General features: G+C 63.7%; 25 protein-coding genes. 22 read left to right on the top strand and 3 right to left on the bottom strand.

The genetic code is table 11. From position 1 onward, the window contains the following. Positions 1–7 precede the first annotated feature (7 nt). From ABD283_RS09615 to ABD283_RS09575, 9 genes are all read left to right on the top strand, one after another. Positions 8–499, top strand: a complete 492-nt coding sequence (locus ABD283_RS09615; RefSeq protein WP_344224776.1) for a ribosome maturation factor RimP — start codon at positions 8–10, stop codon at positions 497–499. A 135-nt stretch (positions 500–634) separates the two neighbouring features. Next, positions 635–1,612 (top strand): transcription termination factor NusA, encoded by a 978-nt coding sequence (nusA, locus tag ABD283_RS09610; RefSeq protein WP_344224774.1) that lies wholly within the window; start codon positions 635–637, stop codon positions 1,610–1,612. Positions 1,613–1,745: 133 nt separating this feature from the next. Beyond that, on the top strand, positions 1,746–2,078 hold the full coding sequence (locus ABD283_RS09605) for a YlxR family protein (protein ID WP_344224773.1): 333 nt from the start codon (positions 1,746–1,748) through the stop codon (positions 2,076–2,078). Between the two features lie 124 nt (positions 2,079–2,202). Then, positions 2,203–5,109, top strand: a complete 2,907-nt coding sequence (infB, locus tag ABD283_RS09600; protein ID WP_344224772.1) for a translation initiation factor IF-2 — start codon at positions 2,203–2,205, stop codon at positions 5,107–5,109. Between the two features lie 164 nt (positions 5,110–5,273). Further along, entirely contained in the window at positions 5,274–5,738 is a 465-nt protein-coding gene (gene rbfA, locus ABD283_RS09595) for a 30S ribosome-binding factor RbfA (protein WP_344224770.1), read from the top strand. A gap of 5 nt (positions 5,739–5,743) precedes the next feature. Continuing rightward, complete coding sequence (gene truB, locus ABD283_RS09590; protein WP_344224768.1) at positions 5,744–6,781, top strand: tRNA pseudouridine(55) synthase TruB; 1,038 nt, start codon at positions 5,744–5,746, stop codon at positions 6,779–6,781. After that, positions 6,781–7,158, top strand: a complete 378-nt coding sequence (locus ABD283_RS09585; protein ID WP_344224865.1) for a hypothetical protein — start codon at positions 6,781–6,783, stop codon at positions 7,156–7,158. The genes truB and ABD283_RS09585 overlap by 1 nt, the downstream gene beginning before the upstream one ends. Before the next feature lie 43 nt (positions 7,159–7,201). Continuing rightward, the gene (locus ABD283_RS09580; protein WP_344224767.1) at positions 7,202–7,669 is read left to right on the top strand and encodes a hypothetical protein; all 468 of its coding nucleotides are present in this window, start codon (positions 7,202–7,204) and stop codon (positions 7,667–7,669) included. 41 nt (positions 7,670–7,710) lie between these two features. After that, positions 7,711–8,724 (top strand): bifunctional riboflavin kinase/FAD synthetase, encoded by a 1,014-nt coding sequence (locus ABD283_RS09575; protein WP_344224766.1) that lies wholly within the window; start codon positions 7,711–7,713, stop codon positions 8,722–8,724. A 20-nt stretch (positions 8,725–8,744) separates the two neighbouring features. Here ABD283_RS09575 and ABD283_RS09570 read toward each other — a convergent pair whose 3' ends face one another. From ABD283_RS09570 to ABD283_RS09560, 3 genes are read right to left on the bottom strand one after another with little or no spacing between them, the layout of a single operon-like run. Further along, positions 8,745–9,608 (bottom strand): aldo/keto reductase, encoded by an 864-nt coding sequence (locus tag ABD283_RS09570; RefSeq protein WP_344224765.1) that lies wholly within the window; start codon positions 9,606–9,608, stop codon positions 8,745–8,747. A gap of 12 nt (positions 9,609–9,620) precedes the next feature. After that, entirely contained in the window at positions 9,621–10,397 is a 777-nt protein-coding gene (gene mtnN, locus ABD283_RS09565) for a 5'-methylthioadenosine/S-adenosylhomocysteine nucleosidase (RefSeq protein ID WP_344224764.1), read from the bottom strand. Then, positions 10,394–10,852 carry an S-ribosylhomocysteine lyase gene (locus tag ABD283_RS09560; RefSeq protein ID WP_344224763.1) on the bottom strand — a complete coding sequence of 153 codons (459 nt, stop codon included), beginning with the start codon at positions 10,850–10,852 and terminating at the stop codon, positions 10,394–10,396. The genes mtnN and ABD283_RS09560 overlap by 4 nt, the downstream gene beginning before the upstream one ends. 192 nt (positions 10,853–11,044) lie before the next feature. Between ABD283_RS09560 and rpsO the strand changes: the two genes are divergently transcribed. From rpsO to recA, 13 genes are all read left to right on the top strand, one after another. Further along, complete coding sequence (gene rpsO, locus ABD283_RS09555; RefSeq protein WP_344224761.1) at positions 11,045–11,314, top strand: 30S ribosomal protein S15; 270 nt, start codon at positions 11,045–11,047, stop codon at positions 11,312–11,314. Positions 11,315–11,580: 266 nt separating this feature from the next. Beyond that, complete coding sequence (locus tag ABD283_RS09550) at positions 11,581–13,848, top strand: polyribonucleotide nucleotidyltransferase (RefSeq protein ID WP_344224760.1); 2,268 nt, start codon at positions 11,581–11,583, stop codon at positions 13,846–13,848. A gap of 21 nt (positions 13,849–13,869) precedes the next feature. Then, positions 13,870–15,288, top strand: a complete 1,419-nt coding sequence (locus tag ABD283_RS09545; protein ID WP_344224759.1) for a M16 family metallopeptidase — start codon at positions 13,870–13,872, stop codon at positions 15,286–15,288. 12 nt (positions 15,289–15,300) lie between these two features. Continuing rightward, positions 15,301–16,068, top strand: coding sequence for a 4-hydroxy-tetrahydrodipicolinate reductase (dapB, locus tag ABD283_RS09540; protein WP_344224758.1), 768 nt, complete (start codon positions 15,301–15,303; stop codon positions 16,066–16,068). Next, complete coding sequence (locus tag ABD283_RS09535) at positions 16,065–16,733, top strand: tetratricopeptide repeat protein (protein ID WP_344224757.1); 669 nt, start codon at positions 16,065–16,067, stop codon at positions 16,731–16,733. Before dapB ends, ABD283_RS09535 begins: the two co-directional genes overlap by 4 nt. A 19-nt stretch (positions 16,734–16,752) precedes the next feature. After that, entirely contained in the window at positions 16,753–17,688 is a 936-nt protein-coding gene (dapA, locus tag ABD283_RS09530; protein WP_344224756.1) for a 4-hydroxy-tetrahydrodipicolinate synthase, read from the top strand. A 16-nt stretch (positions 17,689–17,704) separates the two neighbouring features. Continuing rightward, entirely contained in the window at positions 17,705–19,399 is a 1,695-nt protein-coding gene (locus ABD283_RS09525) for a ribonuclease J (protein ID WP_344224755.1), read from the top strand. A gap of 82 nt (positions 19,400–19,481) precedes the next feature. After that, complete coding sequence (locus ABD283_RS09520) at positions 19,482–22,418, top strand: FtsK/SpoIIIE family DNA translocase (RefSeq protein WP_344224754.1); 2,937 nt, start codon at positions 19,482–19,484, stop codon at positions 22,416–22,418. Then, on the top strand, positions 22,418–23,071 hold the full coding sequence (gene pgsA / locus ABD283_RS09515; protein ID WP_344224864.1) for a CDP-diacylglycerol--glycerol-3-phosphate 3-phosphatidyltransferase: 654 nt from the start codon (positions 22,418–22,420) through the stop codon (positions 23,069–23,071). The genes ABD283_RS09520 and pgsA overlap by 1 nt, the downstream gene beginning before the upstream one ends. Further along, positions 23,071–23,568 (top strand): CinA family protein, encoded by a 498-nt coding sequence (locus ABD283_RS09510; protein ID WP_344224753.1) that lies wholly within the window; start codon positions 23,071–23,073, stop codon positions 23,566–23,568. The genes pgsA and ABD283_RS09510 overlap by 1 nt, the downstream gene beginning before the upstream one ends. A 156-nt stretch (positions 23,569–23,724) precedes the next feature. Further along, positions 23,725–24,150 (top strand): helix-turn-helix domain-containing protein, encoded by a 426-nt coding sequence (locus ABD283_RS09505; RefSeq protein WP_016996785.1) that lies wholly within the window; start codon positions 23,725–23,727, stop codon positions 24,148–24,150. A gap of 100 nt (positions 24,151–24,250) precedes the next feature. Then, positions 24,251–24,472: a DUF3046 domain-containing protein gene (locus tag ABD283_RS09500; RefSeq protein WP_344224752.1), complete on the top strand. Its 222-nt coding sequence runs from the start codon at positions 24,251–24,253 to the stop codon at positions 24,470–24,472. Positions 24,473–24,635: 163 nt separating this feature from the next. Beyond that, positions 24,636–25,769 carry a recombinase RecA gene (gene recA, locus ABD283_RS09495; RefSeq protein ID WP_344224751.1) on the top strand — a complete coding sequence of 378 codons (1,134 nt, stop codon included), beginning with the start codon at positions 24,636–24,638 and terminating at the stop codon, positions 25,767–25,769. The last annotated feature ends 5 nt before the right edge of the window (positions 25,770–25,774 follow it).

Raw genomic sequence — 25,774 nt, 5'->3', positions numbered from 1 at the left:
AGTACGCATGAGCTCGGCAGACATCACAGCTATCCGCAACACCGTGGAACCGGTGGTCAGCACCGCAGGACTGTACTTGGAGGATCTGGAACTCGAGGCCAAGGGCGCCCAGCGAACCCTGCGGGTCGTGCTGGATCTGCCGGACGGCACGGAAGCGCTGAACCTGGACCGCTTGGCCGAAGTCTCCCGGAACATCTCCGCGGCCCTCGATGAGCACGATCCCGTACCGGGCCCGCCCTATGAATTGGAAGTCTCCACGCCCGGCGCGACTCGCGAGTTGGAAACACCGCGGCACTGGAAACGCAACGTGGGGCATTTGGTTCGCGTACGCCCCACCGAGGGTGAACGCTTCACAGCCCGCTTGTTGGAAGCCCACGACGATCATGCCGTGCTGCAGCGCTGGCATCAGCCCAAGAAGGGCATGCCCATCAAGTACCTCGAGCCCGAGCGACTGGACTACCAGAACGTGCGAGGCGCGCGAGTTGAGGTCGAAATCTAAACGCGCGCGGGGGATGTACCATAGCCCGAAGAACAATTAGCCAATACCCACGCGCAGCGCTCCACACCTCCCATGTGTGGCGCGCTGTTTGGTTCCCGGACGGGTCCCGAATGGGCACGAAGGAAGGCCGGTCACATGGACATTGATATGAGTACCCTGCGTCTGCTTGAACGCGAACGGGACATTCCGGTGGACGTGCTGATCCCCACGATCGAACAGGCGCTGTTACTGGCCTACCAGAAGTCCCCGGGTGCCGTGAGTGGCGCGCGCGCCGAGGTTGAGCGTCGCACCGGCCACGTGACCATCTGGGCGGACGAGGTCGACGAGGACGGCAACAAGATCGGCGAGTTCGACGACACCCCCGCCGGCTTCGGCCGTATTGCGGCGGCCACCGCGCGTCAGGTCATCCTGCAGAAGCTGCGTGACGTCGAGGACGACAACGTGCTGGGCCATTTCAAGGGCCGCGAGGGTGAACTGGTGTCCGGGCAGATCCAGCAGGGCAAGAACCCCAACATGATCCAGGTGAACCTTGGCACTGTGGAGGCCGTCCTGCCCCCGCACGAGCAGGCACCCGGTGAGGTCTACAAGCACGGTGCCCGCATTCGCGCTTTCGTAGTGGAAGCCAAACGCGGCATGAAGGGCCCGTCCATCACCCTGTCCCGTTCTCACCCGGATCTTGTACGTCGCCTGTTCGAGATGGAAGTTCCCGAAATCGCGGACGGCTCCGTGGAGATCGTCGCCCTGGCCCGCGAGGCAGGTCACCGTACCAAAATGGCGGTAGTGGCCACCCGACCGGGAGCCAATGCCAAGGGCGCGTGCATCGGCGAAATGGGTTCACGTGTGCGCGCTGTCATGAACGAACTGGGGGAGGAGAAGATCGACATCATCGACTTCACCGAAGAACCCGACGTGTTCATTGCCAACGCACTTTCCCCGGCCAAGACCAGCCGCGTGGAAGTCGTGGACGAGCGCACCCGTTCCGCCCGGGCCGTCGTCCCCGACAGCCAACTGTCCCTGGCCATCGGTAAGGAAGGGCAGAACGCTCGATTGGCTGCACGGCTGACCGGCTGGCGCATCGATATCGTGCCCGAGTCCCGAGTGGCGAATCACTGAGAAAACCCCCAATTCGAGGGAATCAACCCCGGCGCGTTAGACTGGTCTACGGTCAGTTCGTGAAGTCTGAGTACTCACCGGCCTCGCCCATGGCGAATGCCGAGTACTCGAGTGAACAAGTACAGGAGCGAAGGTGAGCCAAAACAGCCTTCGAACCTGTGTGGGATGCAAAAAAATTGTGTCCCCTGACCAACTCGTCCGCGTAGTGGTGGAACGGACAGAGCACGGCTTGGAAGCTGTGTTCGACGTGTCCCGCCGCATCGGAGGTCGAGGTGCCTGGGTGCATCCCACTCAGGAATGCGTCAGTACAGCTGTGCGGCGCCGCGCGTTCAACCGTGCGTTCCGCACCGCCGTCAGTGCCGAGAACCTCGGTCACCACCTCAACGTTTTACTGTCCACACGGTGGAACGGACAGAAGGAAAGCGAGTCAGAAGACCATGGAAAACCGATGAGTGCCAAGCGATGAGTACTTTTTCGTACTCCGCCCACGGCCAGCAGGGTGTCGTGTCGATCATTGACGCACCCCAAGGCCGCATCAACGGAAGATAATGGTTCGTGCCTGTTTCGGCGCGGACCGAGACAGGAGAAAAGTGGCCAAGCCCCGTGTCCACGAGCTCGCTAAAGAGCTCGGTATCACGTCTAAAGAAGCGATTTCCAAGCTTCAAGAATTAGGGGAATTCGTTCGTGGCGCATCGTCCACGGTGGAGCCCCCCGTAGCCAAGAAACTTCGCTCTGCGTTCCCCGCCGGTTCCGGCGATGCAGCAGCGGAGAAGGCTCCCAAGAAGACTCAGAGTGCCAAGCCGACGCAGCAGTCCCAGCCCAAGGCTGAGACCAAGCCCGCCGCTGAGCGCCCCGCGGCAGCTCCCGGCCCCAAGCCGGGTCAGGCTGCTCCGAAGCCCGCTCAGGCCAAGGAAGAGGCGGCTCCGGCTGCCACTCCCAAGGCACAGTCCACGCCGGCTCCGGCGCCCAAGGCCGAAGCTCCCAAGGCACAGGCTCCCAAGGCACCCGAATCCAAGCCGCAGTCGCCCAAGTCCTCGGCCCCCAAGCCGGGCGGTGCCCGTCCGGGTAACAACCCGTACGCATCCAGCCAGGGCATGGGTCGCGGTTCGGACTCCAACGCCCCCAAGCCGAGCGGTGCTCGTCCGGGTCAGCAGCGTTCCGGTAAACCGGGCGCCCCTCGCCCCGGTAACAACCCGTTCGCGCCTCAGCAGGGTATGCGCACCAGCGGTTCCGGTCAGGGCGGCCCCCGCCCCGGCGGACCGCGCCCCGCAGGTCCTCGTCCGGGCGGCCCCCGTCCCGCGCACGGCGGTCAGGGCGGCCAGGGCGGACCCCGTTCGGGCGCGCCGCGTCCGGGTGGTGCCCGTCAGGGCCAGGGACAAGGACAGGGTGCTCCCCGTCCGGGTGGCCCCCGCCCTTCGCCCAACATGATGCCGGGTCACACCACGGGTGTGGCTCCCATCGGAAGTCGCCCCGGTAATGCCGGCGGCGGTGGACCCCGCCGCGGCGGTGGCGGTCCCGGTGGTGGCGGCGGTTTCCGCGGCCGTGGTGGCCGTGGCGGCACCCAGGGTGCCTTCGGTCGTGGCGGCGGTGGCCGCGGGCGTCAGCGCAAGTCGAAGCGCGCGAAGCGCCAAGAGCTTGAGCAGATGTCAGCACCCGCCGTGGGTGGCGTCTCCGTTCCGCACGGTGACGGCAACACGGTGGTCCGCTTGCGCCGCGGTGCGTCGCTCATGGACTTCGCCGAGAAGATCAACGCCAACCCGGCATCGCTGGTGACCGTTCTCATCCACCTGGGTGAGATGGCCACGCAGACCCAGTCGCTGGACGAAGAGACGTTCGAGCTGCTGGGCGCGGAGCTGGGCTTCAAGATCCAGGTCGTTTCGCCTGAGGACGAGGAGCGCGAGCTGCTCGAATCCTTCGATATCGACCTCGAGGCAGAGGCCGAGGCCGAGGGCGACGAAGTTCTCGAATCCCGTCCTCCGGTTGTCACGGTCATGGGTCACGTTGACCACGGTAAGACCCGCCTGCTGGACGCCATCCGTAACACCACGGTGATCGAGGGTGAGGCCGGCGGCATTACCCAGCACATCGGTGCGTACCAGATCTCCACGGAAGTGGACGGCGAAGAGCGTCTGATCACGTTCATCGACACCCCGGGTCACGAGGCGTTCACCGCCATGCGTGCCCGCGGTGCCAAGGTCACGGACATCGCCGTTCTGGTGGTCGCCGCTGACGATGGCGTGATGCCCCAGACCGTCGAGGCGTTGAACCACGCCCAGGCGGCAGGTGTGCCGATCGTGGTCGCAGTGAACAAGATCGACAAGCCCGAGGCCAACCCGGAGAAGATCCGCGGTCAGCTCACCGAGTACGGTCTGATCCCCGAAGAGTACGGTGGCGACACCATGTTCGTGGATGTCTCCGCTCGTGCCGGCCAGAACATCGAGGACTTGCTCGACGCGGTTGTCCTGACCGCAGACGGCGCCCTTGAACTGCAGGCCAATCCTGATAAGGAAGCCCGCGGTGTGGCCATTGAAGCGAACCTCGACAAGGGCCGCGGTGCAGTGTGCACCGTGCTGGTCCAGTCCGGCACGCTGAAGGTCGGCGACGCCATTGTCGCGGGTGCGGCCCACGGTCGCGTGCGTGCCATGTTCGACGAGAACGGTCAGGCAGTCGAAACTGCCACCCCGTCCCGTCCGGTCCAGGTGTTGGGTCTGTCCGCAGTGCCCCGCGCCGGTGATACGTTCCTGGCTACCCAGGAAGAGCGCACGGCTCGCCAGATCTCCGAGAAGCGTCAGGCCGCTGACCGTAACGCTCAGCTGGCCAAGCGCCGCAAGCGCATCACGCTCGAGTCCTTCGACGAGGCCGTGGCCGAGGGCAAGATGGACACTCTCAACCTCATCATCAAGGGTGACGTCTCCGGTGCCGTTGAGGCCCTGGAAGATTCGTTGCTCAAGATCGATGTGGGCGGGGACGAAGTCCAGCTGCGCGTCATCCACCGCGGTGTGGGTGCCATTACGCAGAATGACGTGAACCTGGCCACCGTGGACAACGCGGTCATCATCGGCTTCAACGTGCGACCGGCCGAGCGTGTCACCGAACTCGCGGACCGCGAGGGCGTGGACATGAAGTTCTACTCGGTGATCTACAACGCCATCGACGATGTCGAGAGTGCCTTGAAGGGCATGCTCAAGCCGGAGTACGAGGAAGTGGAGCTCGGTACCGCCGAGATCCGCGAGGTCTTCCGGTCCTCCAAGTGGGGCAACATCGCTGGTGCTTACATCACCAAGGGTGTGGTCAAGCGCAACGCCAAGGCACGTCTGGTGCGCGACGGCAACGTGGTGAAGGACAGCCTCACCATCGATTCGCTGCGTCGCTTCAAGGATGACGCCACGGAAGTGCGCGAGGGTTACGAGTGCGGTATCGGCCTCGGTTCCTTCAACGACATCCAAGAGGGCGACATGATCGAGACGTGGGAGATGCGCGAGAAACCTCGCGCCTGAGACCCATCTCGCTCAGCGGCGGGCATCCCGGCTACCCGGTAGGTGCCCGCCGCACCGGCCCGTCGCCCACGGCGGCGGGCCAGCGGCGTCGTTGTAACGACGGCGCCGCACCCCAGATTTTCTAGACCGAACGCATCCGCGTTCCCCAGCGAAGGAGAGTCACCATGGTTGACGCCGCACGCGCCGCACGGCTGGCCGACCGCATCAAGGTGATCGTTGCTCAGGCCCTCGAGCGTCGGATCAAGGATCCCCGCCTCGGTTTCGTAACCATTACCGATGCCCGGGTCACCAACGACCTTCAGCACGCAACCCTGTATTACACCGTCTACGGGGACGAGACGCAGCGAGCGGAGACCGCCCAGGCGCTCGAGTCCGCCAAGGGTGTTCTGCGCTCCGAGGTGGGGAAGAACATCACGGCGCGCCTCACGCCCACGCTCACGTTCGTGGCGGATGAGATCCCCGCCGACGCCGCTCGTCTCGAAGAGCTCTTGCGTGCGGCTCGTGAGAAGGACGAACAGGTCGCGGCTCAGGCTGCGGGCGCGTCCTACGCCGCGGGCGAGGACGCTTACCGCACCCCCGAGGACGACGCGGACGACAACGACATCGACTCCGACGCACCTCGGAGCTGACGCACGTGAACGAACGTCCCCACGTTCCGAGCCCGGCCCCCTCGTTACCGAGGACGGCCGGGTTCGTCATCGTCGACAAGCCGTTGGGCTGGACCTCCCACGATGTGGTGGCCCGGATGCGGCGCCTCGCCGGCACCCGCAAGGTGGGTCACGCGGGCACCTTGGACCCGACGGCATCGGGGGTTCTGGTACTGGGCGTCGAGAAGGCCACCAAGCTGCTCACGTGGGTCACCGGTACGTCCAAGACCTACGAGGCAGCCATTCGGTTGGGCGCCGCCACGGTCACCGACGACGCCGAGGGCGAGACCACCGAGCGAGCGGACACCGCGGCGCTGGAAGCCGTGAGCGAGGCCGATATCCACCGCGAAATCGCCGCGCTCACAGGCGAGATCCAGCAGGTCCCCTCTTCGGTGAGCGCCATCAAGGTCGATGGGAAACGCTCCTACGCCCGCGTACGCGGCGGCGAAGACGTGAAGTTGGCCGCGCGGCCGGTGACGATCCACGAATTCACGGTGCACGAGATCTCACGTGACGATACCGGCATTGACGTCAAGGCCACCGTCTCCTGCTCGTCCGGGACCTACATCCGTGCCCTCGCACGAGACATTGGACGTGCCCTGGGCGTGGGCGGACACCTCACCGGGCTCCGTCGCACCCGAGTCGGTTCCTTTACCCTCGAGCAGGCCCACACCCTGGAGGATCTGACGCAGGCTGTCAGCGACGGGGGAACCGTGGACACGTTGGAAATGGACCGGGCCGCGGCGCTGCTGTTCCCGGTGCGTCGACTGGACGCGGGGGAGGCCACGGACTTGTCGCACGGTCGCCGCATCTCCGCGCACCCGGATGATGTGGTGGCCGGAACCGAGCTTCCGGTGGCATGTTTCGCTCCGGACGGGACGCTCGTGGCGCTGGCAGAGAACCGGGGGTCGGCATCCAAACGATACGCCGCGTCTGTTCTGGGCATTACCGCGGGTGAAACTTTCGCCTCAGACGCCGCAGGCGCATCCGAATCATGTCTTCCGGCCGAACAGGAGAAGCGCTGATGCTGTGGGGTTACGACGGTTGGTTCTGGGCCTCCGTGGTGATTGGAACGCTGTCGTGTCTGGTATGCCTGGTGCAGGCGCTGAGAGGGCGCGAACCGGACGATTTCTCGCAGGGTTCCGTGTTGGTACTGGAGCTGTTCCTGCTCGTCTACATGGTGGGTTCCATTTTTCTCCCTATGTACGGGAGTGAAGCCTCGGGGAGTGTCCTGGAATACTGGGGCTATTTGCTGACCGCACTGCTCATCCCGGCGGGAACATTCATTTGGTCCCTCGTGGAACGCTCACGCTGGTCAACACTCATCCTGGCCGCGGCCGGGCCCGTGGTGATCATCATGGTCTATCGCATGAACTACATCTGGTACTACCAGAACCTCTGAGACCACACGACAGGGCCACTGCACGGAAAGGAAGTCGAACACGGTGAACAAGTCCACCGAGCACAATGCGTTGCAACAGCGTTTCGGCCATCGCGTCCGAAAACAACGCACGGATGCCAAGTCCAGCGGCTTCGGGCGGCTCATCATCGTGGTCTACGGAGTGTTCTCCTTGTCCGCGGGTGTGCGCTCCGTCTACCAACTCGGCACGGAATTCTCCCAGGCTCCGCTGGCGATCATCCTGTCCACGATTTCTGCCGTTATCTACGTCGTAGCCACGATTGCGCTGACCAAGACCGGGCCCGGTTGGCACCGGATCGCGTGGATCGCGGTGTGGATCGAGATGATCGGTGTGCTCGCGGTGGGCCTGCTCAGCGTGGTCTCACCCGAACTTTTCCCCAAGGCCAGTGTGTGGTCCCATTTCGGTGCGGGCTACGGTTACGTGCCACTGGTACTGCCCATCATCGGCCTGATCTGGCTGTGGCGGACCCGCCCCACCCGCGTCAACGGGTAGGCTCGTTTCGTCCGCCCGCACACTCGACATCGAGGAGAACAGTGATTCGCTGGAGATCCCGCGACGACATCACCCCGGGTTTTGGACCGTCCGTTGTGACGATTGGAAACTTCGACGGCGTCCACCGCGGTCACCAACACGTTTTTGACACGTTGTTGGAGACGGCCCGGAAGCGCGACGCGCGTTCCGTGGTGGTTACTTTCGATCCGCACCCAGCTCTCGTACACCGTCCGGAATCTCACCCGGGCCTGATCATGGGGCTTGAGGACAAATTGGATGCGCTGGAGCACACCGAGATCGACGCCGTGTTGGTGCAACCCTACTCACTGGATTTCGCTCAACTGACGCCCGAAGAATTCGTGGTTGACTACCTGGTCAACCCTCTCGATGCCGTGTGTCTGGTCATCGGTGCCGACGTCCGGCTCGGCAAGGACAACACCGGTGACCTGAACGCAATTCGGGCTCTCGGCGAGAAGCACGGGTTCGACGTGGTGGTCGTTGACGACGTGGTGGGAACGGACCCGTCGACTCCCGCCAAGAACGGAACGCCCGCGACCGCATCCGGAGACCGGCGGTGTTCCTCGACCTGGATCCGATCGTGCCTGGAGGCCGGTGACATGCGAGGCGCCACAGGTTTGCTGACCCGCAATCACCGCATGCGCGGAGAGGTGGTGCACGGTGCCGCACGCGGACGGGAGCTGGGTTTTCCCACCGCTAATCTTTCCCCGGAAGCCACCGGGTTCATCCCGGCTGACGGAGTGTATGCGGGCTGGCTCGTGGACCAGAACGGCAAACGCTGGCCCACCGCCATTTCCGTAGGATCCAATCCCACGTTCGAGGGGGTTTCGCGCCAAGTCGAGGCCCACGTGATCGACCGCCCGGACGAGGACATCGAGGATTTCAACCTTTACGGCCAGCAGGTCGTGGTGGACTTCGTGGAACGGTTGCGCGGCATGGTGGCATACCGAGGGATCGAGGCTCTGGTGGCCCAGATGAATGACGACGTCAAACGGTCCCGCGAGATCCTGGCCCAGGAACCTCGCGAGACCGCCTGAAACGTCGAACCAGCTAGCAGCTACATTTCTTCGTGATCGCGGGGATCAAAACCCGAACCACTCAAACCGGTGTGCAGCATTTTGATGCGTCGCATCTGATCATCGGAGAGGTCCCAGTCGAACACGTCGATATTCTCGGCCATACGGGTGACGTCCGAGGTCTTGGGAATGGGCAGAATGTTGGACTGGATGTGCCAACGCAGCATGACCTGTGCGGGAGTACGGCCCTGTTTCCGAGCGATCTCCGCAATCCACTCGTGCTGCAGGATGTCCGTCTTGCGGCCCAGTGGCGCCCACGCTTCGGTCACGATCTTATGCTCCCCATGGAACTCGCGCAGCAGTTCCTGCTGGTACTGGGGATTCAGCTCCACCTGATTGATCACCGGCATCTCACCGGTTTCCTTCTCCAGTCGCAACAGGTGCTCCGGCAGGAAGTTGGACACACCGGTGGACTTGACCAGGCCCTGATCCCGCAACTCGATCATGGTCTGCCACGTCTCCACGTAGCGGTCCACGGATGGATTGGGCCAGTGAATTAGGTACAGATCCACGTAATCCGTGCCCAGCCGCTTCAGGGAGGCTTCGAGTGAGCGCCGCACGGAATCCGTGCCGTGATCGCGCCCCGGGAGCTTGGTGGTCAGGAAGATGTCCTCGCGCTTGATGCCCGAAGCCTGCACACCACGACCCACCCCCAATTCGTTGCCGTAGTTCACGGCGGTATCGATCAGGCGGTACCCACGCCACAGGGCTTCCGGGATCAGTGCCTCCGCCTCTGCATCGTCCATGGGATAGGTGCCCAGACCCAGCTGCGGAATCTTGTTGTCGTCACGCAGCACGTGGCGCGGGACATCCGGGACTGCGTTCTCAAGTTTCTTATCGCTCATGCGTTCCTCAATTCACTCGGAAGTACTTTGGCGAAGGGTGTTCAGCACCTGGCATACCGCACTCGCGCTGATCTCCGCCACCAGGTCGATCTCCAGATGAAACTGCTGCCCGGCCGCCGGACCGCACAGGTCCGAAATGCTGCGCACGGCAACGAACGGGTACTCGCGGGTGGTGCATACCTGCGCGAGCGCGACCGTTTCCATGTCCGTGCTCAGGGCTTCGGGGAAGATTTCGCGGGTGGCTCCCACGTTGGCTTCCGTCACGAACGAGCCGCCCGAGAGCATGGTGCCACGAAGCACCGTCTGGTTGTCGGTGGCCACCAGAGTTTCGTCGGTGGCACCCAACAAGTTCTCAGCGGGGGAGTAGGTCTCCGGCATGCCCGGTACCTGACCGGGAACGTACCCGAACGCCGTGGCATCAGCATCCGTATAGCGGTAGCAGGTGCCGATCACCAGGTCGCCCACGTTCACGTCCGCCCGCAGCCCGCCGGCCGAACCCGCCGAGATCACGGCGGAGGGCTCGAACCGCTCGATGACAGCCGTCAGCGCAGCCGCCGCATTGACCAGACCGATTCCGGTGCGCACGATCAGCACAGGCTGGCTCTCGAGCACGATGGCGTACACAAGCGCGGTGCCCACGGTCAGCGGTTGCGCGGCTTGTTCCTCAGCGCGCGTCAGGAAAGGCTTGGCCTCTTCGTCCATGGCGACAACCACCGCGGGTGAGCCCACGCAGCGACCGAACAGGGCGGCGTCGTGGTTCAACGTCTCCTGGGAGGGCCCTGAGCTCACTTGGTGACCACGTCCCATGCGGCGCGTTCGTCCAGGAAGTTCTGCACTGCGGACTTGGCCGCCTCGAGGCTGTGGTTGGCGCCCCAACCGCACTGCACCTCATTAGCAGCCGGTACCTCGTCAGCGGCCAGGATGTCCTTGAACGTTGCCTCGAGCAGGTTCTTGAACTCGCCGTCCTCCGTGCCCAGCATGAGCGCGTAGAAGCCGGTCTGGCAGCCCATGGGGGAGAAATCGATGAGTGCCTCGGTGTGGTTGCGCATGTGCTCAGCTGTGAGGTGCTCGATGGAATGGACCGCGGGCATCTCCAGGTGGGATTCATTGGGCTGGGTGAACCGCACGTCGTACTTGATAAGCGTGTCGCCGCCCGGCAACTCCTTGCGATCGGCAATCCGAACGTAGGGGGCAGCGACCGAACGGTGATCCAGGTTGAAAGACTCCACATTCATTTTCTTCATGGCCCCATTGTCCCAGTTGACGGGGACATCCATAACGGTGACCCGCCTAATACGACGTATTGAGCGCTGTCCGTTAGACTGGTCAACGGCCTGACTGCAGTCCGTGGCGGTCAGATCTCGGGTGATCCACCCGAAACCCGGGCGCAAACCCTGTGCACCGGGCGGTCACGGTACTAACTCAAGGAGTTACCTATGGCACTGGATGCCGCTATCAAGCAGGAAATCATCAAGGAGTACGCAACTCACGAGGGTGACACTGGTTCGCCCGAGGTGCAGATTGCTGTGCTGTCCCGTCGTATTTCCGACTTGACCGAACACCTGAAGCAGCACAAGCACGACCACCACACCCGTCGCGGCCTCATGGCCCTGGTGGGTCGCCGTCGTCGCATGCTTGACTACCTGCGTCGCACTGAAATCGCCCGCTACCGTACGCTCATCGAGCGCCTCGGCCTGCGTAAGTGATTTAGGTTCTCGGTGTTCCCCGTGCTTTCACACGTGAAAGCGCGGGGAACCGCCGTAACCGGCGCTGTTCGTGACGAACACCGTCAGGTTCCACCAGGAACCACCGGCCTACCGGCCGAAACACCTAAAAGAAAAAGATAGTGGCGGATTCGCGCACCATATCGCGGTCCTCGACAGTGGCCTTCGCAATGCAGCACGCAGTGTGAGCGCCTCGATCGAAGACCGGTATGTCGCGCTTTTCGCAACAGAAGAAACGGAGGTGACCCTTGGAGGGTCCCGAAATTCAGAGTGCAGAAGCAATCATCGACAACGGTTCGTACGGCAAGCGCGTAGTGCGCTTCGAAACCGGCCGGTTGGCCAAGCAGGCCGCCGGTTCCGCACTGGTCTCCATCGACGAGGAAACTTCGATGCTGTCGGCCACCGCAGTGGGCAAGAACCCGCGCGAAGGCTTTGACTTCTTCCCGCTCACCGTGGACGTTGAAGAGCGCATGTACGCCGCGGGCCGCATCCCGGGCTCGTTCTTCCGCCGCGAAGGCCGTCCGTCCACGGATGCGATCCTGACCTGCCGCCTGATCGACCGTCCGTTGCGCCCCGCCTTCGGCAAGGGAATCCGCAACGAGGTCCAGGTCGTCGTGACCGTGCTGTCCATTGCACCGGACGAGATCTACAACACCGTGGCCATCAACGCCGCGTCCATGTCCACCTCACTCTCCGGCATGCCCTTCCAGGGCCCCGTGGGCGGCGTGCGCATGGCTCTCATGCCCGGGGAGAACGGCAACCACCAGTGGATCGCCTTCCCCAAGCACTCCCAGATCGAGAACGCCGTGTTCGACATGGCCGTGGCCGGCCGCGTGGTCACCACCGCTGATGGTTCCGAAGACGTCGCGATCATGATGGTCGAGGCCGAGGCCACCGACAACTCGTGGGAGCTCGTCAAGGGCCAGGGCGCAGTTGCCCCGACCGAGGAGCTCGTCTCCGAGGGCATCGAGGCGTCCAAGGCATACATCAAGGCGCTGTGCGACGCCCAGGCCGATCTGGTCGCTCGCGCCGGCAAGCCCGCCATGGAACTGCCCCGCTTCGGCGGTTACGGCGAGGACGCCACTCAGGCTGTCGAAGAATTCGTGGGCAACCGTCTGGCTGAGGTGTACTCCATTGCCGGCAAGCAGGAGCGCGAAGCAGCCACCGACGAGCTGCACCAGAGCGTTCTGGCGGAGCTCACCGGTGAGGGCAAGCCCTTCGCCGACCGCAAGGACGAGATCAACGGTGCCTATCAGGCACTGACCAAGCAGACCGTGCGCCAGCGCATCCTCAAGGATGAGGTCCGCATCGACGGCCGTGGTCTCACGGACATCCGTGAGCTGACCGCCGAGGTCGAGGTGCTGCCCCGCGTGCACGGTTCAGCGATCTTCGAGCGTGGAGAGACCCAGATCATGGGTGTCACCACCTTGAACATGCTCAAGCTGGAGCAGCAGATCGATTCGCTGTCCCCGGTCAAGCACAAGCGCTACATCCACCACTACAACTTCCCGCCGTACTCGACCGGCGAGACCGGCCGCGTGGGTTCGCCCAAGCGCCGCGAAATCGGTCACGGTGCGTTGGCAGAGCGTGCCATCACGCCCGTGCTGCCTTCACGTGAGGAGTTCCCGTACGCGATCCGTCAGGTCTCCGAGGCCCTCGGTTCCAACGGCTCCACCTCCATGGGCTCCGTGTGTGCCGCGACCCTGTCGCTGCTCAACGCCGGTGTGCCGCTGCGTGCACCCGTTGCCGGTATCGCCATGGGTCTCGTCTCGGACACCGTGGACGGCGAAACCCGCTACGCTGCGCTGACGGACATCTTGGGTGCCGAAGACGCGCTGGGTGACATGGACTTCAAGGTTGCCGGTACCTCCGAGTTCGTGACCGCTATCCAGCTGGACACCAAGCTCGACGGCATCCCCGCGTCCGTGCTGACCGCCGCCCTGAGCCAGGCTCGCGAGGCCCGTCTGTACATCCTGAATGTGCTGACCTCCGCGATCGACGCTCCGGACGAGATGAGCGAATTCGCTCCTCGTGTAATCAGCGTGAACGTACCCGTCTCCAAGATCGGTGAGGTCATCGGCCCCAAGGGCAAGATGATCAACCAGATCCAGGAGGACACCGGAACGGACATCTCCATCGAGGACGACGGCACCGTGTACATCGGAGCCGTGGACGGACCGTCCGCAGAAGCCGCTCGTTCGGCAATCAACGCGATTGCCAACCCGCAGGTTCCCGAGGTGGGCGAGCGTTACCTGGGTACCGTGGTCAAGACCACCACCTTCGGTGCGTTCATCTCCCTGACCCCGGGCAAGGACGGTCTGCTGCACATCTCCGAGATGCGCAAGCTCAATGACAACAAGCGCGTCAACGAAGTGGACGACGTGGTGAGCGTGGGCCAGAAGGTCCAGGTCGAGATCACCAAGGTCGACGATCGCGGCAAGCTCTCGCTGGCTCCGGTCGTTGCGGACCAGGACAAGGCCGAAGAGCTCGAGTCCGAACCCGTCAACGAGAGCTGATCGAGGGGTAACTCGAGGTTCATGACGGTAGTTCACCTTCCGCTGGAGGCGGGCGATCCCGGGGAGAATTTCTCCACCGCGGACGCCCGCCTTCGGGCGTACTCAGCTTCTTTGCCCGCCACCACCGGATTCACCCACGTGGTCCACGACGACGCCGACGGCGCCGTGATCACCCGCAGCGTGCTGCCCTGCGGTACTCGCGTGCTCACGGAAAAAATGCCCGGGCAACGTTCGGCCTCCGTGGGGTTCTGGGTCAGCCTGGGCTCTCGTGACGAGGCTCCGGGAATGCTCGGGTCCACTCACTTCCTGGAGCACCTGCTGTTCAAAGGCACAGCGCGGCGGACCGCTCTGGACATCGCCGAGGCATTCGATGCCGTGGGCGGGGAGTCCAACGCGTTCACCGCCAAGGAAAGCACGTGCTACTACGCTCGGGTGCTTTCCGATGACCTCCCCATGGCCATTGACGTTCTCGCGGACATGTTCTCGAGCGCCGTGCTGGACCCGGACGAATTCGACCGTGAGCGCGGAGTGATCCTCGAAGAGATCGCCATGGATCGTGATGATCCCACTGATTTTGCGTTCGAGCAGTTCATTGCCGGTGTGATGGACGGTTCACCCCTGGCGCGCCCCATTGCGGGGACGCCCGAGGAGATCCGCACCGTGGCTCGTGACGCTGTGTGGGAGCACTACAGGGCCGCTTACCGCCCCGAGAACCTCGTGGTCACGGCCGCGGGAGGGCTCGAGCACGATCATGTGGTCGATTGGGTGCGTGACTCACTGACCCGCGCGGGTTGGGATCCGGATGCACCCGGTGCCGTGGGTGCGCGGCGATCCAATGAATCCGCCGTCCTCACTCCACTCACGGGAACCCAGGTGTTCCACCGCCCCGTGGAGCAAGCGCACGTGGTGCTGGGCGGACCGGCTCTGCGCGTAGGAGACGATCGACGGTTCACCATGACCGTCCTCAACGCGGCCCTGGGTGGTGGTATGTCATCCAGGCTGTTCCACACCATCCGTGAACAGAAGGGCCTGGCCTATTCGACATTCTCGTTCTCCGGAGCGTACTCGGACGCAGGGTATTTCGGCATGTACGCGGGATGCACGATGGACCGCGTGGACCAGGTGGCGCAACTCATGCGCGACGAGCTGGACCGTCTGGCTCAGGACGGAATGACTACCAAGGAACTTGGGAAGATCGAGGGCCAGCTCAGCGGTGCCACTGTGTTGGCACTGGAGGACACTGGTTCAAGGATGTCCCGGTTGGGCTCAGCTGAGCTGAAGACCGGTGTGTACATGGACGTGGACGAGTCTCTGGACCGGATTCGCGCTGTGACGTCCCAGGACGTGCAGACATTGGCAGCGGAACTTTCGGCCGCATCCTCCGTGCAAACCGTGGTGGGGCCTCAGGTCCGGACCGAGAACTTGCCGACCCAGAACTAAGGAGTGGTTGAGATGACTGAATCGAACAACACCATCAAGGTTGCCGTGCTCGGCCACCGGGGACGCATGGGCTCCGAAGCGGTGGCCGCGGTGGAGCGTGCTCCCGGCCTGGAACTGGTTGCCGCCCTGGGGCGCGGAGATGATTTCCTGACCCTCGTCGACTCGGGCGCGCAGGTCATGATTGACCTGACCGTTCCGGAATCCACACGCGATAACGTGCGCTTCGCAATCGATCACGGTATCCACGCGGTTGTGGGTACCACGGGGTGGGATGCTCAGGCGCTTGCGGACCTCGAGTCTCAGCTGGCCGAGCACCCCGAAGTGGGTGTCCTGATCGCTCCGAACTTCGCAGTGGGCGCGGTTCTGGCCATGAAGTTCTCGGAGGCGGCAGCTGCGTTCTTCGAGTCCGTGGAGGTCGTAGAACTGCATCACCCCGACAAGCTGGACGCGCCGTCCGGAACTGCCGCCCGCACGGCGTCGTTGATCGGCAAGGCACGCCGGGAGGCCGGCGTGGCCGACTCACCGGACGCGACCCAGACCGATCCCGACGGCGCCCGCGGTGCCGTGGTGGACGGCGTGCACGTGCACTCCGTCCGGATGCGCGGTTTGGTGGCCCACCAAGAAACCCTGCTGGGCAACACAGGGGAGCAGCTGACGATCCGCCACGATTCGTTCGATCGGATCTCTTTCATGACCGGAGTGGTACTGGGTGTCCGCGAAGTGGCCAAGCACCCGGGGCTGACTCACGGACTGGACGGCTACATGGATCTGGGCCTGTGAGTAACCAAGAATCCGATGCCCGAGAACTCGGGACCGAACGCCCAGATACCGGGAAGCGCGGTTCGTTGCGTTGGTGGGTGGCAGCGGTCATTGTCCTGGCACTGCTGACCGTGGTGATCCTGCCCATCTCCACGGGTTCCAAGATCTGGATCATGGCCATGCTGGCGTTCGCCGCGGTCTTCACCGTGCTCGAAATTGGTTCCAAGGGGCGGATCCTGGCGGCGCTCATGATCGCGCTCCTCGCCCTCTACTTGGGGCTCTCATTCCAGCGTGCAGTGCTCCTGCTGAACACCGACGGTTGGATCGTCAAGGGTTTCGGGGTCGCGATGCTCGTGATCCCTGCCGTAGGCACGTGGGCCATGGTGCGCGAGATCATTTTTGGCGCACGCACCGAAAAACTTGGTCGGACCCTCGCCGCGGAGGGCGGGCTCCCCGAGGACAACTTGCCCAAAACGCCGTCGGGCCGGTATGTCCGTGAGGCCGCGGACCAGCACTTCCACACGGTGCGCGAAGAGGTCGAGGCGAATCCCGAGGATTGGCGCGGTTGGTACCGATTGAGCCTGGCCTACTCGGCAAGTTCGGACGGGCGTCGTGCCCGCGGTGCCATGCGCACCGCCATCGCGTTGTACCGAGGCACCGACCCGGGGGCGGCGCTCGCGCGGTGATCACGGTAACCTTGGGGATATGACCGATCGCAGCGTAGCCACTCAGCCCGACCGCCCCGCTCCCATGTTCGGAACTCTGCTCACCGCCATGGTGACCGCGTTCAAGGACGACGGAACGGTGGACCTCGAAACCACGGGGCATCTCGCGGAAGAGTTGGTCAACGACGGGTGTGACGGACTGGTGGTGTGCGGCACCACCGGCGAGTACTCGACCATGACCGACGAAGAGAACCTCGCGGTCTTCCGGGCCGTCAAGGACGCAGTTGGCGGGCGTGTGCCCCTGCTCGCCGGTACCGGATCCAATGACACGGAGCACTCGCGGTACCTGTCCCTGGAAGCGCAGAAGATCGGTATGGACGGTCTGTTGATCGTCACTCCGTACTACAGCAAGCCCACGCAGGCCGGTATCGAGGCGCACTTCCGCTCGTTGGCGGATTCCGTGGACACGCCCATCATGATGTACGACATTCCGGGTCGTTCGGGTGTGCCGATCGCCCCGGAAACCTTGATTTCATTGGCGTCCCACGAGAACCTCGTGGCCGTCAAGGATGCCAAGGCTGACTTCAACGCGGCCGCCCACGTCATGGCCGAAACGGACCTCGTGTACTACTCCGGCGACGACGGACTGACCCTCCCATGGATCGCTCTGGGCGCGGCCGGACTAGTCGGTGTCACCTCCCACCTGGACACGCCGCGCTTCCGCACCCTCGTGGACGCAGCTCTGAACGGTGACCTCGAGACGGCCCGCAAGGTCAACAACGAGTTGATTCCTGTGGTTCGCGCCGCCATGACCCGCGTGCCCGGTGCAGTGGCCGCGAAGACCATTCTGAATTGGCAGGGGCGCCTGCCGAACAACACCGTGCGCCTGCCGCACGTGGCGCCCACCCAGGCCGAAATCGAACAGATCCGGGCGGATCTGAGTGCTTCGGTCCTGGCAGACACTTTGAACAATTAAAGACGAAAGAGGTCACATGACCCGATGGACCAACACTGACCTGTCCGAACCTCCCGCGTTGGCCGCAGACACCATGCGCGTCATCCCGCTGGGCGGTTTGGGCGAGGTCGGTCGGAACATGACCGTGTTCGAGATCAACGGGCAGTTGCTCGTGGTCGACTGCGGTGTGCTGTTCCCCGAAGAAACTCAACCCGGTGTGGATCTGATCCTGCCGGACATCAACAACATCAAGGACCGCCTGGATGACATCGTGGCGGTCGTGCTCACGCACGGTCACGAGGACCACATCGGTGCTGTTCCGTACCTGCTCAAGCGCCGCCCGGACATCCCCATCGTCGGTTCCCAGCTCACGCTTGCGCTGATCGAGGCCAAGCTGAAGGAGCACCGCATCAAGCCCTTCACCCTGGCTGTGCGCGAGGGCCAGGTGGAGAAACTCGGCGAGTTCGAGTGCGAGTTCGTGGCCGTCAACCACTCCATCCCGGACGCGCTGGCCGTGTTCCTGCGGACCAAGGCCGGCACCGTGTTGCACACGGGCGACTTCAAGATGGACCAGTTGCCTATGGACGGTCGCATCACCGACCTGCGGCACTTCGCGCGCCTGGGCGAAGAGGGTGTTGATCTGTTCCTGACGGACTCCACCAACGCCGAGGTCCCGGGCTTCGTCCCGACCGAGAAGGCCATTGGCCCCGTGCTCGCTGACGTCATCGCCAAGGCCCGCCAGCGTGTGATTGTGGCGTCCTTCTCATCCCACGTCCATCGCGTGCAGCAGGTGCTCGACGCCGCTGTGGCCAGCGGTCGCAAGGTCGCGCTCATGGGACGCTCGATGATTCGCAACATGGAGATCGCCGACAAGCTCGGGTACCTGGACGTTCCGCCCAACGTGCTGATCGACCAGAAGAAGGCCGCGGACTACCCGGACGACAAGCTTGTGATCATGTGCACCGGTTCCCAGGGCGAGCCCATGGCTGCTCTGTCCCGCATGGCCAACGGCGACCACAAGGTCCAGGTGAACGCCGGTGACACGGTGATCCTGGCGTCGTCGTTGATCCCGGGCAATGAGAACTCGGTGTTCCGAGTGATCAACGGCCTGATGCGTCTGGGCGCGGACGTGGTGCACAAGGGCAACGCCAAGGTGCACGTGTCCGGTCACGCCGCCGCTGGCGAATTGCTGTACTGCTACAACATTGTGGAACCCGAGTACGTCATGCCGGTCCACGGTGAGGTGCGCCACCTGATCGCCAACGGTGCCCTGGCACAGGAGACCGGTGTCCCCGGTGACCATGTGCTGCTCGCTGAAAACGGCACCGTGGTGGACATGCACAACGGCAAGTCCAAGATCACCGGTCAGGTCGAATGCGGGTTCATCTACGTGGACGGCTCCTCCGTTGGCGAGATCACTGATGCGGACCTCAAGGACCGCATGACCCTGGGGGAGGAAGGCTTCATCTCCGTGGTCACCGTGGTCAACCGCGACACCGGCAAGATTGTGTCCGGCCCGGACATTCACGCGCGCGGTGTGGCGGAGGAAGATACAGTCTTTAACGAGATCCGCCCGAAGATCATTGCGGCCCTCGAAGACGCCATGAGCGAGTCCGGTAAGAACCACTCTGCGCACCAGTTGCAACAGGTCGTTCGCCGCACCATCGGCTCGTGGGTTTCGCGCAAGCTGCGCCGTAAGCCCATGATCGTGCCCGTGGTGGTCGAGGCCTAAGCCACGTCCGCCCAGTAGCGTGCAAGCCCGCCCCGACTCGATGTCGGGGCGGGCTTTGCATTGGCCGGGTATTCTGGAACATATGGCGTCACGAACTTCCCCTCCGCGATCGTCGAAGTCAACATCTCGAACCTCGACCTCGTCCCGCTCGTCCAAGGGCACCACCAAGAGCTCATCCAAGGCCTCGGCCAAGTCCGCACCACAGGGACCCTCGGCCGGTAGCCGTCTTCTCCGTGCCATGGTCAATGCGTGGGCCGGCCTGGGCCACGTGGTGGGCGCGGGTGTTCGTCGGATCGGTACCGTGCGCACAGACATGGCACCCGATGAACGCCGCGACGGCGGAGCACTCGTGTGGCTCGTGTTGGCCGTACTCATCGCGGCGGTTGAATGGTGGAACCTCCGGGGAGTGGATGCCATTTTCATCTCCATGCCCGCCTCCTGGGTACACGCGGTCGTGGGCGGCACCTTTGGTTTCATGGCGCTCGTGTTACCTGCGTTTTGTCTGTTCTTCGCATGGCGGGCTTTCCGTCATCCCACCGAAACTCAGGCCAACAATCGCATTGCGATCGGTTTGTTGGCGCTGACGGTTGCGGGCTCCGGTATCGCCCACATCGCCGGGGGGCAGCCCCAGCTCAACCAGGGTTTCGAAGCGATCTGGCAGGCCGGTGGTTTCGTCGGCTTCTTGGCTGCTGATCCGTTGTCCGCCTTGGTGACCCACTGGGGTGCGTTCGTCGTCCTCGGCGTTCTCGCTTTCCTCTCTTTGCTCGTCATGACAGCTACCCCCATCGGCCAGATCGGGCCGCGCCTGCGAGATGGCTACAACAAGCTCATGGGGCAGGGCGAGCCCCGGCCCACCGATATCTCGGACCCCGAGCACGACCGTTCCTACCTCGATCCGGCCCGGCCGGAGAAGAAGCGCAGCAAGCGCCAGACCCGCGCCGAGCGACGTCGTGAAAAGGCGCAGCTGGATGCGTACAACGGGGACGAAGCATTCGAACGCGCGGTGGTGGACGAGGCCAAGCGTCGCGAAGCCGCCGAGGGCTCCTCGAGCACCCGCGTCTTCGATCTTTCCGACGACGGTGACTCCGCCACGTCCGGTTCCACGTCCTCGGACGCTGCGGGCCCTGCGAGTGTCCAGGTGCAGGACACGGAGGACATCCCGAGCGTGCGGCCGGGTGTGAAGCGTCCCACCAAGTCCCAGATCGCCGCGGACAAGTTGCGGCGCCAACAGGGTCTGGAACCCGCCGCCGACACTGCCGAGGCCTCGGAGGCCCCCGCGCTGGCCGAGGTGGACGAGCCCGAGAGCGCACGGACCCACACGCCGTCGGCGCCCATTCCGGCACGCTCCGAGCAGCTGCAGCTCGCCGGAGACATGGCGTACAACTTGCCCGATCCCGGAAACTTGGTGCAGGGCCCGCCCGCAAAGGACCGCTCCGAAGCCAATGACCGCGTGGTAGCGGCACTGACCAACGTGTTGCAGCAGTTCAATGTGGATGCCGAGGTCACCGGTTTCTCCCGCGGCCCCACCGTGACCCGTTACGAGATCGAACTCGGCTCGGGTACCAAGGTGGAGCGCGTCACGGCGCTGTCCAAGAACATCGCCTATGCAGTGGCGTCGGCCGATGTCCGAATCCTGTCGCCCATTCCCGGCAAGTCAGCCATCGGTATTGAGATCCCGAACACCGACCGCGAGACCGTTGCCCTCGGCGACGTCTTGCGCTCGCAGCGCGCGCGGACCTCCGAGCACCCCATGGTCATGGGTGTGGGCAAGGACGTCGAGGGCGGTTTCGTGGTGGCCAACCTGGCCAAGATGCCGCACATGCTCGTCGCCGGTGCGACCGGCGCCGGTAAATCCTCCTTCGTGAACTCGATGATCGTGTCCATCCTGATGCGATCCACCCCGGACGAGGTGCGCCTGGTCATGGTGGACCCCAAGCGCGTGGAACTCACCGCGTACGAGGGCGTTCCCCACCTGATCACCCCCATCATCACCAATCCCAAGAAGGCCGCCGAGGCCCTGCAGTGGGTCGTCCGTGAGATGGACGCCCGCTACGACGATCTGTCGCACTACGGCTACAAGCACATCGACGACTTCAATAAGGCCGTGCGTAACGGCAAGGTGCAGCCTGAGCCCGGTTCCAAGCGGGTCATCCGCCCGTACCCGTACCTGCTGGTGATCGTGGACGAGCTCGCGGACCTCATGATGGTCGCCCCTCGCGATGTTGAGGATGCCATCGTGCGCATCACTCAGCTCGCTCGCGCCGCCGGCATCCACTTGGTGCTTGCCACCCAGCGCCCGTCCGTGGACGTGGTCACGGGTCTGATCAAGGCCAACGTGCCCTCGCGTATGGCGTTCGCGACCTCATCCGTGACCGACTCGCGAGTGGTCCTGGACCAGCCCGGTGCAGAGAAGCTCATTGGCCAAGGTGACGCCCTGTTCCTTCCGATGGGCGCGTCCAAGCCCATGCGTGTGCAGGGCGCGTGGGTCTCGGAGTCCGAGATCCACAAGGTCGTGGAACACGTCAAGACGCAGATGCAGACCAACTACCGCGAAGACGTGATCCAGGAAGCCCCCAAGAAGCAGATCGACGAGGACATCGGGGACGATCTGGATGTGCTGCTGCAGGCCGCCGAACTCATCATCACCACCCAATTCGGCTCCACGTCCATGCTGCAGCGCAAGCTCCGCGTGGGCTTCGCCAAGGCGGGCCGCCTGGTGGACCTTCTCGAGTCCCGAGGAGTGGTCGGGCCTTCTGAGGGCTCCAAGGCCCGAGACGTTCTCGTCAAGCCCGACGACCTCGCGGCCACCCTCGCCCTCATTCGCGGCGAGGAACCGCCCTCGACCCCGGGTGACGACGATGCCGCGGCAGGCCCCGCAGCGCCGTCGGCGGGCGCCGGTGGTTCCGTCGACTACGGCGAGGATCCCGTGGAAGCCAGCCTGTCCGACGTGGCCAAGGACTACCACGACGGTGACGACGACGATGATTCACACGACGCTTGGGAGTTGACCGGACGATGATGGCTCGAAAAGACGGAACACCCGCACCCCGAGCGGTGGCCGATCCGCCGCCCAACTCATCCAACTGGAATCTTCCGAATGCGCTGACGGCACTGCGGATCGTCATGGTGCCCTTCTTCGTGTGGTTCCTGTGGGCGGGCGGAACTCACGGCGAGGATTCCATGCCCATGCGCTGGGCGGCCGTTGTGGTCTTCGGTGTGGCCATGTACACGGACAAGCTCGACGGCGATATCGCCCGCGCGCGCAACTTGATCACCAGCTTCGGCAAGATCGCAGACCCCATTGCGGACAAGCTCTTGACCGGCGCCGCTTTCGTGGTGCTCTCCATGCTGGGGGAGCTGTGGTGGTGGGTGACCATCGTGATTCTGGTGCGCGAATGGGGCATCACGGTCATGCGGTTCGTGGTGATTCGCTACGGCGTCATGGCCGCTTCCAAGGGGGGCAAGACCAAGACCGTGCTGCAGACCGCGGCATTGATCGCCTTGCTGCTACCCCTGGCCCCGTTCGTGGGCGCGTGGTGGCTGTGGTTCGCATGGGTGCTGACGGCGCTGGCACTGATCGTCACCGTGATCACCGGCATCGATTACGTGATCAAGGCTGTTCAGCTGCGAAACGCGGCAGTGAACAAGGACCCCGGGAACGGGAGCCGGTAATGGCCGAGTCCGGGCTCCATACGGCCGTGGATCTTATTCAATTGGCCGTCACGCACGAGGTCACCATCGGGACGGCCGAATCGCTGACCGGCGGTGCCGTGGCCGCGGCCATTGTTGACGTGCCGGGGGCCTCGTCCTGCTTTGAGGGCAGCGTTGTCAGTTACTCGCACGCCGTGAAGGAAAAGGTTCTGGGCGTGTCGCACGATCTGCTCGAGACCAGGGGAGCCGTAGATCCCGAGATCGCTCAGGCGATGGCGCTGGGCACGCGGTCCGCTCTGGGTGTCGACTGGGCCGTGTCGACCACGGGCGTGGCCGGGCCCGAACCTCACGATGGTCAGGCCGTGGGCACTGTGTACATCGGCGTTAGCGGTCCACGAGGCGAGCACCACCTCGAGTTGCACCTGGACGGCGGGCGGGCAGCCATTCGTCAGGAGTCAGTTTCCCGGGCCGTGGACTTTCTCGCGTCACAAATCGAGCTCACAGACAACTTCCAGTGAAATTCTTTCGCCAACAAGGAACAATTGAACGTGCAAGAAGGTTACTACTACCAGAGGCTCAACTTGAGCCGCCCAGGGTCAAGGTTGTGGCTAAGGCCCGACTGAAAGCACCTGGTTTAACGGTTTGACCGTTCGTACGAGGAGTAGGCAATTCACATGACGAAGCAACCCGTGTCCGTCAATGGTGTCGTCCGTTGGAAGGACGTGGGACTGTCCGACGAAGAACATGCCGAGACGAAGGACGTCAAAGTGGGCGTTTTGCGACAAGAAATTGGTGAAGTGCTCCGTAGCGTTCGCCAGCGCCAGGGACGTACTCTGCGAGAAGTTTCGCACAGTGCTCGCGTGTCGCTGGGCTACCTGAGCGAGGTGGAACGCGGCCAGAAGGAAGCGTCCTCCGAGCTGTTGGCATCCATCTGCACCGCTCTCGAAATCCCCCTGTCACAGATGCTGCGTGAAGTTGCAGATCGCCTCGCATACGCCGAGGGCAACTACATTCCGGATACCGTGCCTTCCGAGATGACCGAGGAGTTCACTCGCGAGGTCCGTCAGTTGCGCGGGGGCGCAGCCACTTCGGCGCACTAATCCCAACCGCTCACCAGCGCTAGAGTTTCAGGGCCCGTCGGCATTGTCGGCGGGCCCTTGTTATGTCACCCCACCATTGAAATCCACGAGGAAAGGTCGCATGCGCATCAGTACGTTCTGGGAGCTCATGGCCCATGAGTTCGGGTCCGGGTACTCCAAAGTTCTGGCACGGGATCTCGTCATGGCAGAAGTGGGGGATCGCACTGCTGTCGAGGCCCTCGACGCCGGCATCGATCCCAAGCAGGTTTGGTTCGCGCTTTGCAAGGCGCAGGAGATTCCCCAGGACCGTTGGTGGGGCCCGGACAAGGAGCCCAAGTCCTAGTGCCGCAATGGCGTCGAACGCCAATCGAATGTATATTCGAATCAGATGATCCGGGCTCCACATCCCCCGTGGGCCCTTATGCGTGTCGGACCCGCTCAGTAGGTTGAGACACGAACCAAACAACAGGGCCCAGAACACCGGCCCCTAAGAACCGAGGTGAATCATGGCAGCCAAGTCAAAGGGAAACAGTACCGTTCCCTCTCAGGTGGTCGGCTCCGATCGCGAGAAGGCTCTGGATACTGTCCTGGCACAGATCGACAAGAACTACGGCAAGGGTTCGGTCATGCGTCTGGGTGACCGCCCGGCCACTCGCATCGAGACCATTCCCACCGGTTCCATCGCTCTGGATGTGGCTCTGGGCATCGGTGGTTTCCCGCGCGGTCGCGTGGTCGAGATCTACGGCCCTGAGTCGTCCGGTAAAACCACCGTGGCGCTCCACGCCGTAGCCAGCGTTCAGCGTGCCGGTGGAATTGCCGCGTTCATCGACGCCGAGCACGCGCTGGACCCCGTTTACGCTGAGAAGCTCGGAGTGGACACGGACAATCTGCTCGTGTCCCAGCCGGACACCGGTGAGCAGGCCCTGGAGATCATGGACATGCTGGTGGGATCCGGTTCCATCGACATCGTCGTGATCGACTCCGTGGCCGCGCTGGTCCCCAAGGCGGAAATTGAAGGTGAAATGGGTGACAGCCACGTGGGCCTGCAGGCACGTTTGATGTCACAGGCATTGCGTAAGATCACCGGGCGCCTGTCACACACGAATACCACCGCCATCTTCATCAACCAGTTGCGCGAGAAGATCGGCGTGTTCTTCGGATCTCCGGAAACCACCACCGGTGGTAAGGCTCTGAAGTTCTACGCTTCGGTGCGCGTGGACGTGCGTCGTATTGAAACTCTCAAGGACGGCGCTAATCCCGTGGGTAACCGTACCCGCGCCAAGATCGTCAAGAACAAGATGGCCCCGCCCTTCAAGCAGGCCGAATTCGACATTCTGTACGGCCAGGGCATCTCCATCGAGGGCGGCCTGATCGATATGGGTGTCGAGCACGGCATCGTCAAGAAGTCCGGCGCCTGGTTCACCTACGAGGGCGACCAACTGGGGCAGGGCAAGGAAAACTCCCGCCGGTTCCTGAAGGACAACCCTGAGCTGGCAGCGGAGATCGAGCGGAAGATCCTCGTCAAGCTCGGTATTGCGGAGGGTACCGAGGAGCCCGAAGACGACGCCGAAGTGGAAGCCTCGGAGGATGACATCCTCGAGGTTCCCAATGCCAGCAAACCGGAACTACCCGCGTTCTGATCGAG

This window comes from Kocuria atrinae, assembly GCF_039531425.1.
GTDB lineage: Bacteria > Actinomycetota > Actinomycetes > Actinomycetales > Micrococcaceae > Kocuria > Kocuria atrinae.
This window is presented reverse-complemented; position numbering and strand designations above follow the sequence as displayed.

What these genes read in the sequence shown, in the direction of transcription:
- recA (WP_344224751.1), top strand. Translation starts at nt 24,636, where the DNA reads ATGGCAGCCAAGTCAAAGGGAAACAGTACCGTTCCCTCTCAGGTGGTC.
- ABD283_RS09510 (WP_344224753.1), top strand. Translation starts at nt 23,071, where the DNA reads ATGGCCGAGTCCGGGCTCCATACGGCCGTGGATCTTATTCAATTGGCC.
- ABD283_RS09525 (WP_344224755.1), top strand. Translation starts at nt 17,705, where the DNA reads ATGACCCGATGGACCAACACTGACCTGTCCGAACCTCCCGCGTTGGCC.
- ABD283_RS09500 (WP_344224752.1), top strand. Translation starts at nt 24,251, where the DNA reads ATGCGCATCAGTACGTTCTGGGAGCTCATGGCCCATGAGTTCGGGTCC.
- dapA (WP_344224756.1), top strand. Translation starts at nt 16,753, where the DNA reads ATGACCGATCGCAGCGTAGCCACTCAGCCCGACCGCCCCGCTCCCATG.
- ABD283_RS09545 (WP_344224759.1), top strand. Translation starts at nt 13,870, where the DNA reads ATGACGGTAGTTCACCTTCCGCTGGAGGCGGGCGATCCCGGGGAGAAT.
- nusA (WP_344224774.1), top strand. Translation starts at nt 635, where the DNA reads ATGGACATTGATATGAGTACCCTGCGTCTGCTTGAACGCGAACGGGAC.
- ABD283_RS09615 (WP_344224776.1), top strand. Translation starts at nt 8, where the DNA reads ATGAGCTCGGCAGACATCACAGCTATCCGCAACACCGTGGAACCGGTG.
- rpsO (WP_344224761.1), top strand. Translation starts at nt 11,045, where the DNA reads ATGGCACTGGATGCCGCTATCAAGCAGGAAATCATCAAGGAGTACGCA.
- ABD283_RS09560 (WP_344224763.1), bottom strand. Translation starts at nt 10,852, where the DNA reads ATGAAGAAAATGAATGTGGAGTCTTTCAACCTGGATCACCGTTCGGTC.
- ABD283_RS09505 (WP_016996785.1), top strand. Translation starts at nt 23,725, where the DNA reads ATGACGAAGCAACCCGTGTCCGTCAATGGTGTCGTCCGTTGGAAGGAC.
- ABD283_RS09520 (WP_344224754.1), top strand. Translation starts at nt 19,482, where the DNA reads ATGGCGTCACGAACTTCCCCTCCGCGATCGTCGAAGTCAACATCTCGA.
- pgsA (WP_344224864.1), top strand. Translation starts at nt 22,418, where the DNA reads ATGGCTCGAAAAGACGGAACACCCGCACCCCGAGCGGTGGCCGATCCG.
- ABD283_RS09585 (WP_344224865.1), top strand. Translation starts at nt 6,781, where the DNA reads ATGCTGTGGGGTTACGACGGTTGGTTCTGGGCCTCCGTGGTGATTGGA.
- dapB (WP_344224758.1), top strand. Translation starts at nt 15,301, where the DNA reads ATGACTGAATCGAACAACACCATCAAGGTTGCCGTGCTCGGCCACCGG.
- rbfA (WP_344224770.1), top strand. Translation starts at nt 5,274, where the DNA reads ATGGTTGACGCCGCACGCGCCGCACGGCTGGCCGACCGCATCAAGGTG.
- ABD283_RS09570 (WP_344224765.1), bottom strand. Translation starts at nt 9,608, where the DNA reads ATGAGCGATAAGAAACTTGAGAACGCAGTCCCGGATGTCCCGCGCCAC.